Source organism: Cecembia sp. (assembly GCF_007126775.1).
Taxonomy (GTDB): domain Bacteria; phylum Bacteroidota; class Bacteroidia; order Cytophagales; family Cyclobacteriaceae; genus Cecembia.
In genome coordinates this window covers 47,718-56,791 of record NZ_SLAP01000187.1, presented here as the reverse complement: position 1 = coordinate 56,791, position 9,074 = coordinate 47,718, and the positions used below count along the sequence as shown (strand labels likewise).

Here is a 9,074-nt window from a genome sequence, read left to right as displayed (position 1 = left end):
ATTGTGCCAGCGGCAAACCCATCGGTAGCAAATCCAGCGCCTAAATAAACCCCAACCGTCCCAGCGGGACGGCCTGTAAAATTTAATTTATCCGATTAACTTCACTCAATTTCTTTTATCTGTGTATCTACATTTTTAAATTCATATCCTAAATTTTTAAAAACTATGGCAAATACATATACCCAAATTCATATTCAGGTAGTTTTTGCGGTGAAAAACAGAGCCACTTTAATCCGACCTGAATGGAAAGATGATCTGTTCAAATACATGACAGGAATCATTCAAAAAAGAGAGCATAAATTACTGGCCATTAATGGGGTTCCTGACCATGTCCATATACTTATTGGACTTAGGCCTCATCAATCAATTTCTGATTTGATGAAAGAAACAAAAATCGGATCGATGAACTTTATTAATGATTCCGGTTTGACTAAATCAAAATTTTCATGGCAGGATGGATATGGTGCATTTTCTTACAGCAGGTCCCATATCAGCAGGGTTATTAAATATATTCAATTACAGGAGGAACATCATAAGAAAAAGACCTTTTTGCAGGAGTATACCGAGATGTTGGAAAAATTTCAGGTTCCATTTGAGGAAAGGTATTTGTTCAAACCTGTGTTATAAAAGGTCATTATTTCAAATGCATCCGGATAAATTAAGAAAAGGGAATTTTTCAATGGGCAATCCCTTCAGGATTGACGCGCGAATTCAATTGTCAATCTGCCACCGATGGGAAATCCCCGCGGGATTGGTGGTTGATTTATCTGTAATTCTAGTTAACAATGGGTAATCCCGCTGGGATTATGGGGCACAAATAAATGCTAATTAGCTAACGATAGGCAATCCCTACGGGATTGGTGGATAGGATTGCACGTTAATTGGCTAACGATGGGCAATCCCTCTGGGATTGAATCGTACCATCGACCATCCATTTGCTAACTATAGGGGATCCCTATGGGATCTGATTCATCCCCTATTGTTTTCTCTTCCTTTAATTAAACTCTACAAAATTGAAAACCGGATTATCCTTGCAATTGCTGCCGTCCCCAATTCCAAATCTCTTTCTATCGATTAATTTCCTACCTTATTCAATTTTTGGATTTCAGGGAATTGTGCCAGCGACACAACCCATCGGTAGCAAATCCAGCGCTTCAATGACCCCCACCGTCCCTGTGGGACGGCCTGTTGGTATTGTTTGATAAAAGGCTATGATATTGTTCTTCATTTAAAAAGGAAGATTAATCAAGACCTTCCCTTCAAGAATACGAGTGAAATACAAAAAGGCTTCACCTTGTCATTTCGAAGGAGGAACGACTGAGAAATCTATCAGAATCTCATTTCTTGGTTTATTATAGATTTCTCCTTACAGTCGAAATGACAAGGAAAGACCTATGCTAGTGGCAGACCATCAGAGCAAGGAAAGCCTCAATCCAAAAAACCTTAATGAACCCTTTAACCCCTTAAATCTGAATGGTTTTCTCCTCGCCTGCATCCTGGTCCCTCCCTAAAATCAGCCAAAAGGCTGATTGCTTAACGGTCAGTCCTGAAAACCGAGCTACCCCTTTTTCCTTTTGCCTTTTGCCTTGGCTCTTATTCCTCACACATTCACCGCCAACCAATCCCCCACCTCGGAAGTCTTGTAGGCCTTACCCCCTTCGGCAATATCCTCTGTCACCACTCCTTCCGCCAAAGACTTATTCACTACATCGGTAATGGCCTGGGCCTCGTCCTTCATGTCAAATGCATAATCAAACATCATGGCCGCAGACAATATTGTAGCCAATGGATTGGCAATGTCTTTACCCGCCGCCTGTGGATAAGAACCATGAATGGGTTCAAAAAGCTTATTCTCAGTACCCAAAGAAGCTGAAGGCATCAATCCCATGGAACCGGATATCACCGAAGCTTCATCGGTCAAAATATCCCCAAAAAGGTTTTCCGTAATCAATACATCATAAGCTTTGGGCCATTGAATCAGACGCATTGCCACGGCATCTACAAATTCATATTCCACTTTAACATCAGGATATTCAGGGGCCAGTTCCTGAACGGTCTCCCTCCACAGCCGTGAAGTAGCCAAAACATTGGCCTTATCCACACAAGTGAGTAATTTTCTTCTCTTTTGTGCGGCTTCAAAACCCATTCTGGCCAAACGGGTAATCTCTTCTTTGGAATACACATTGGTATCAAAGGCTTTCGTCCCCTGCTCATTTCGTCCCCGAGGTTCTCCAAAATATACCCCTCCTGTCAGCTCCCTAAAAAAAACAAAGTCCACGCCTTCTACCCTTTCGAGCTTCAAAGGCGATTTATGGATCAAGGAAGGAAAGGTAAAAGTCGGTCTGACATTGGCAAATAAACCCAGCTTCTGCCTCATCCTCAACAAACCCTGCTCTGGCCTGACTTTGGCTTTTGGATCATTGTCATATTTTGGATCTCCAATGGCCCCAAAAAGCACAGCATCTGCCCTCAGACAAACCTCATGGGTGCTGTCAGGATAAGGATCTCCGGTACTGTCAATGGCCGCCGCACCAACGACTGCCTCTTCAAAGTGGATGGTGTGTCCGAATTTCTTTCCTACTGCTCTGACCACTTTTACAGCCTGAGCAATTACCTCTGGGCCGATGCCGTCACCCGGCAACAGCGCGATGTTCATTTCCATATAATGTTGTATTTTCTGTTTCTGGATTGATTTCCTGTCCTTTAATAGGACTTGTATTCCCTTTATCCAATTGCTCAATGATATTCAGCATTTTCTCTGTAGCCTTTAAAGCCGCTACAGTCTGATCACTGTCCAGACCTTTGGTTTTAAAAATCCTGCCATAATCCCAGGTGATCACCGTTTCCACAAAGGCATCTGTTTTCCCTCCCGGAGGAATGGTGACATGATAATTGGTTAGTTTGGGTAATTTCTGGTGAATAGATTTATAAATTTTACTCAGTGCATTCATAAAGGCATCATATTGACCGTCTCCTGATGCGCCTTCCTCATAACTTTCTCCATAAATATTAATTTTCAATTGAACGGTGGGCTTGAGTCCCTTGGAATGACTCAGATTGTAGCCCTCAATAAATATGTTGTGGCTAATAGAATTGTTCTGCAATACGTCAGAAATAATATAGGGAAGGTCTTCTGTTGTCACCCTCTCCTTTTTATCTCCTAATTCAATAATTCTTTGGGTCACCTTGACCAATTCATCAGGGTCCAGAGAAATTCCCAATTCCTGCAAATTCTTGACAATATTGGCCTTTCCAGAAGTCTTTCCCAATGCATATTTCCTTTGCCTACCGAAACGCTCAGGCATCAGGTCATTGAAATAGAGATTCTTTTTATTGTCCCCGTCCGCATGGATACCGGCAGTCTGGGTAAAGACATTTTCACCGACCACAGGTTTATTGGCAGGGATATGCTGTCCGGAAAATTGTTCTACCAACTTACTCACCCGATAAATCTTATTTTCCCTAATATTCAATTTGAAATCTGTAAAATCCTTAATTACAGCCGTAATAGATTCCAAAGGTGCATTACCAGCCCTTTCTCCCAGGCCATTGACTGTGGTGTGTATTCCACTCACTCCATTATGAATAGCCTCCAAAACATTAGCTACAGATAGATCATAATCATTGTGGGCATGGAAATCAAAATGTGTGTCTGGAAACTCTGTTGTAATCAACCTGATAAAATGAGAGACTTCTCTGGGATTCAATAATCCCAAAGTATCTGGCAACATGATCCTCCGAACCCCTAATTCAGATAACATGCCGATCAAATCCATGGTGTATTCCTGAGAATTGCGCATGCCATTAGACCAGTCTTCCATGTATACATTCACGCATTGCCCCTGAGACCTGGCATAACGAACACATTCCTGAATTTCCTGAAAATGTTGTGCTTGGGTTTTGCGAAGCTGATGGATCAAATGATTCAAAGAGCCTTTGGTCAGAAGATTCAACACCTTACCACCTGCAGCTGTTATCCAATCCACAGATGCAGGGGTATCCACAAATCCCAAGACCTCTACCCTATCCAGAAAGCCTTTCTCCGATGCCCACTGAGTTATCCTTTTTACACCCTCCATTTCTCCTTCAGATACCCTGGCAGACGCTACCTCAATCCTATCTACCTTCAATTCCTCAAGCAACCATTTGGCTATCTGAAGCTTCTCAGAAGGTAAAAAGGAAACACCCGAAGTCTGTTCTCCATCCCTTAAGGTAGTATCCATGATTTCTATTTTCCTTTGATAACCCATATTGGTTGATTGGTTATTAGTTAATTAGGGATTATTAATTAGAGAAGATTGATAAGTAATTAGTGATCAGTAATTGGTTGATTGGAAGAAGAATTATGGATTAAGGTTAGCCATTGATATTCATTCACTCCAATCCTAATTCTACATTCTACATTCTAAATCCTCTCCCTGCATCCTGGCACCTCTCTAACCCGAAAGCTTTCGGGGGTCCACTCCACATTTTATTAACGCTCGGTCCTGAAATCCGCCTTACCTTTTCGATGCAAACTCCTCTATCTCGACTTTAATGTTGAGAAGGTAATCGATATCATCAAAACCATTTTTCATGTTTTCCTTCTTGTAAATATTGATATCAAACTGTTCTGACTGACCTGTACTTAATAAGGTAATGGTCTGCTTGTCAAGATCTACCGTCACCTGGGTATTCGGGTCAGCTTCAACCGCCTGAAAAAGAGTCTCCGCAAATTCGGGACTGATTGTTACGGGCAATACACCGATATTCAGACAGTTATTTTTAAAAATATCTGCGAAAAAGCTGGAAACTACGCATCTGAATCCATAATCATAAAGGGCCCAAACTGCGTGTTCTCTGCTGGAACCGGAACCAAAATTTTTACCTGCCAATAGGATTTTACCGGAATAGGTAGGATCATTCAATACAAAATCCTTTTTAGGTTGGCCCTCAGAATCATAACGCCAATCTCTGAAGAGATTATCTCCAAAACCTTCCCGTTCAGTGGCTTTGAGAAATCTGGCAGGAATGATCTGATCAGTATCCACATTCTCACTGGACAAGGGCACTACTGTGCTTTTCAGCAAATTAAATTTATCGTAAGGCATTTTTTTGCAATTTTTAATTAAAATACATCTCTGGGGTCTGTGATTTCTCCGGTAACTGCAACAGCAGCAACGGTCAAAGGACTGGCGAGAAGTGTCCTTGCTCCAGGACCTTGACGTCCTTCAAAGTTTCTATTAGAGGTAGAAACTGCATATTTACCCGCGGGAATCTTGTCATCATTCATTGCAAGACAGGCCGAGCAACCTGGTTGCCTGAGTTCAAAACCTGCTGCTTCTAGAATTTTAACCAAACCTTCCTCATGAGCCATTTTCTCTACTTCTCTAGAACCAGGTACTATCCAAGCTGTGATGTTACTGGCTTTCTGCCTTCCTTTTACAAATCCTGCTACGGCCCTGATATCTTCGATTCTACCATTGGTACAACTCCCTACAAATACATAATCCACTTTCTTGCCCTTAATTGGTTCCCCAGGTGCAAACCCCATATAATCCAAGGATTTCATAAATGAGGCCTTATTACTGCCCTCCATGCCTTCGGTGGTGGGAATACTGTCTTTTACTTTGATCCCCATGCCTGGATTGGTACCATAGGTAATCATCGGCTCAATATCATTGCCATCGAAATGGTATTCTTTGTCAAAAACTGCCCCTTCATCTGTTTTTAACGTTTTCCAATAGGTCAACGCTTTCTCCCAGTCTGCTCCTTTTGGGGTATATTGTTTGCCTTTGAGGTAATTGAAGGTGGTTTCATCGGGGGCAATCAAGCCCCCTCTTGCTCCCATTTCAATACTCATATTGCAAATGGTCATCCGCGCTTCCATGCTGAGCTTTTGAATGGCTGAACCCGCATATTCTACAAAATAGCCTGTTGCTCCTGCAGCGGAAATCTTGGAAATGATATACAGTATAATATCCTTCGAAGTTACCCCCCTTCCTAACTCTCCATCCACGGTAATTCTCATTTTCTTGGCTTTGGTCTGCATGATACATTGCGTAGCCAGCACCATTTCCACTTCAGAAGTACCTATACCAAAAGCGATGGCTCCGAAAGCTCCATGGGTAGATGTATGACTATCCCCGCAGACGATGGTCATGCCTGGTTGAGTAACCCCCAATTCCGGACCGATCACATGGACAATGCCATGATGCGCTGAACCCAGATCGTGCAACTCTATCCCATACTTTTTACAATTTTCCCGAAGTTTTTCAACCTGCATACGGGATAATTTGTCCTTGATGGTCTTATCCTGGTCTACCGTAGGAACATTGTGATCCGGAGTAGCTATGGTCCGCTCTGGATAAAGCACACCTATTCCACGTTTTTCCAAATTCAGAAAGGCAACCGGACTGGTTACTTCATGAATAAAATGTTTATCAATGAAGAACACATCGGGCCCGTCCGGTACAGAACGGACAACGTGTGCATCCCATATTTTATCAAATAATGTTTTCTTTTCCATGTTAATCGATAGTCACTTTGTCTTTGACGGGTATTTTGTTTAAGGCATCCACAAAAGCCTGCGCAGAAGCCAGCACTATATCTGTATGAGAAGCAAAGCCATAATACGGTTTTTCCCCCTGCATCAAACGCATGTGTACTTTTGCAACATCATCACTGCCTGCAGTAATGGCCTGAATTAGAAACTCTTCCAATACATAATGTGGTTTTACAATAGACTCTATGGCTTTTAGCGCAGCATCAACCGGACCATTCCCGGAAGAAGTGGCTTGATGGCTTTTATCACCAATTTTCAATTTCACATCTGCTTTGATGGCACCATTGGACTGATAACTGATCTCCTGTAATTCGATAAAGGTGGACTCATCCATATATTTACCAACCAAGGCCAAAAGGTCCTTTGGTCCTATATCCCTTTTGGAATCAGCAAGGGTTAGGAACTCTTCATAAACCTTATTCAGGTCTTCACCCTCAAGCACAACACCAAGGTTATCCAAATGGTGTTTCAATGCTGCCCTTCCACTTCTTGCTGTCAATACGATAGAAGATTCATGTACACCAACTTCTTTCGGATCAATGATCTCATAATTTTCTCTATGTTTCAAAACACCATCCTGATGAATACCGGAAGAGTGTGCAAAAGCATTCCTTCCCACAATGGCTTTGTTTGGCTGAACCGGCATATTCATCAACTTGGAAATCAAACGGCTTGTACCATAAATCCTTTCGGTTTTGATGTCAGTATGGACAGGTATGCTTTGATGACATTTAATGGCCATCACTACTTCTTCCAAGGAGGTATTACCAGCCCTTTCACCAATGCCATTGATGGTCAGCTCGGCCTGTCTTGCCCCATGCTGAATGCCGGAAATGGTATTGGCTGTAGCCATTCCCAAATCGTTGTGACAATGGGTGGAAATGATAGCCCTGTCGATGTTGGATACATTTTCTTTCAGGTAACGGATAATCGCACCGTATTGCTCCGGAAGACAATAACCCGTAGTATCCGGAATATTGACTACAGTAGCCCCAGCTTTAATGGCCTCCTCAATGATTTTTGCAAGAAAAGGAAGCTCTGCCCTTCCTGCATCTTCTGCATAGAATTCCACATCCTCCACAAAACGTTTGGCAAATTTTACAGCCTTCACCCCTCTCTCGATGATGTTTTCAGGAGTAGATCTCAGTTTGTACTGAATGTGATAAGGCGACACACCAATACCTGTATGTATCCTTCCCTTTTTTGCATATTGGAGTGCTGCAGCAGCTACTTCTATATCCTTCTCCACAGCTCTGGAAAGGGCGCAGATGATAGGATTAGAAACTGCTTTTGAAATTTCAACTACTGAATTGAAATCACCAGGGCTGGAAATTGGAAATCCAGCTTCAATGATATCTACTCCCAGTGCTTCCAAAGCCTTAGCCACCACTATCTTTTCCTGGCTGTTCAACTGACAACCGGGTACCTGCTCTCCATCACGGAGTGTAGTATCGAATATCCATAGCTTTTCACTCATCATTTTATCAGTTATTTTCGGGTCTCAATTTTCTGACTACGGCTCCCGCCTGCCACATTTCTGATTCTCTTAATTCCTTCAACTCTTCCTCCAATTTTTCTCTGTAATCGGATTTTGAATTAGAATCAATGGACTTTTGTGCCTCTTTCCCAGTTTTTACACTGTTATAAAGCTCCTCAAATACGGGTTTGGTGGCATCTCTGAATGGTTTCCACCAGTCCAAAGCACCCCTTTGTGCTGTAGTGGAGCAATTGGCATACATCCAGTCCATACCATTCTCTGCCACCAAAGGCATTAAGCTTTGGGTCAATTCTTCTACTGTTTCATTAAAAGCCTCAGAAGGTGTATGTCCATTAGCCCTTAATACTTCGTACTGTGCTGCAAAGATTCCTTGAATAGCCCCCATCAGGGTTCCTCTTTCCCCTGTAAGGTCAGAAGTCACCTCACGGTAAAAATCCGTTTCAAACAAATAACCGGAACCTACTCCGATTCCCAGGGCAACTACCCTTTCTTTTGCCCTGCCAGTACCATCTTGGAATATAGCATAAGAGGAATTCAAACCCCTGCCTTCCACAAACATTCTTCTTAAGGAAGTACCTGAGCCCTTAGGGGCTACCAGAATCACATCTATATCAGCAGGAGGAATAATACCTGTTTTTTCTTTGTAAGTAATTCCGAATCCATGAGAAAAATAAAGCGCTTTTCCAGGTGTCAGGTATTTTTTAACAGTAGGCCAAAGGGTAATCTGACCAGCATCAGAAAGTAGGAATTGAATGATGGTCCCTTTTTGACAGGCCTCTTCAATTTCGAACAGAGTTTCACCCGGTACCCAACCGTCAGCTACTGCTTTATCCCAGGTTTTAGAATTTTTTCTTTGACCTACGATCACATTGAAGCCATTGTCTTTGAGGTTCAATGCCTGACCTGGACCTTGTACCCCATAGCCCAAAACGGCAATCACTTCATCTTTCAATACTTCTCTTGCCTTCTCCAAAGGAAATTCCTCTCTGGTGACAACATTTTCTTCTACTGATCCGAATTTCAGTTTCATAG

At 42.4% G+C, this 9,074-nt stretch carries 7 protein-coding genes; 1 reads left to right on the top strand and 6 read right to left on the bottom strand.

Annotated elements, in window-relative coordinates:
* Positions 1–165: 165 nt before the first annotated feature.
* A complete protein-coding gene (gene tnpA / locus QZT73_RS12600) occupies positions 166–627 on the top strand; it encodes an IS200/IS605 family transposase (protein ID WP_291788464.1) in 462 nt (153 codons plus the stop codon).
* Between the two features lie 973 nt (positions 628–1,600).
* Here the strand turns inward: tnpA and leuB are convergent.
* The 6 genes from leuB to ilvC form a co-directional block, all read right to left on the bottom strand.
* Positions 1,601–2,662, bottom strand: coding sequence for a 3-isopropylmalate dehydrogenase (gene leuB, locus QZT73_RS12595; protein WP_291788461.1), 1,062 nt, complete (start codon positions 2,660–2,662; stop codon positions 1,601–1,603).
* Positions 2,631–4,250 (bottom strand): alpha-isopropylmalate synthase regulatory domain-containing protein, encoded by a 1,620-nt coding sequence (locus tag QZT73_RS12590; protein ID WP_291788459.1) that lies wholly within the window; start codon positions 4,248–4,250, stop codon positions 2,631–2,633. The genes leuB and QZT73_RS12590 overlap by 32 nt, the downstream gene beginning before the upstream one ends.
* Positions 4,251–4,499: 249 nt before the next feature.
* On the bottom strand, positions 4,500–5,090 hold the full coding sequence (gene leuD / locus QZT73_RS12585; protein WP_291788457.1) for a 3-isopropylmalate dehydratase small subunit: 591 nt from the start codon (positions 5,088–5,090) through the stop codon (positions 4,500–4,502).
* A gap of 17 nt (positions 5,091–5,107) precedes the next feature.
* Positions 5,108–6,508: a 3-isopropylmalate dehydratase large subunit gene (gene leuC / locus QZT73_RS12580; protein ID WP_291777843.1), complete on the bottom strand. Its 1,401-nt coding sequence runs from the start codon at positions 6,506–6,508 to the stop codon at positions 5,108–5,110.
* A gap of 1 nt (position 6,509) precedes the next feature.
* On the bottom strand, positions 6,510–8,021 hold the full coding sequence (locus QZT73_RS12575) for a 2-isopropylmalate synthase (RefSeq protein WP_291777849.1): 1,512 nt from the start codon (positions 8,019–8,021) through the stop codon (positions 6,510–6,512).
* Between the two features lie 7 nt (positions 8,022–8,028).
* Positions 8,029–9,072: a ketol-acid reductoisomerase gene (gene ilvC, locus QZT73_RS12570; protein WP_291777839.1), complete on the bottom strand. Its 1,044-nt coding sequence runs from the start codon at positions 9,070–9,072 to the stop codon at positions 8,029–8,031.
* Positions 9,073–9,074 lie beyond the last annotated feature (2 nt).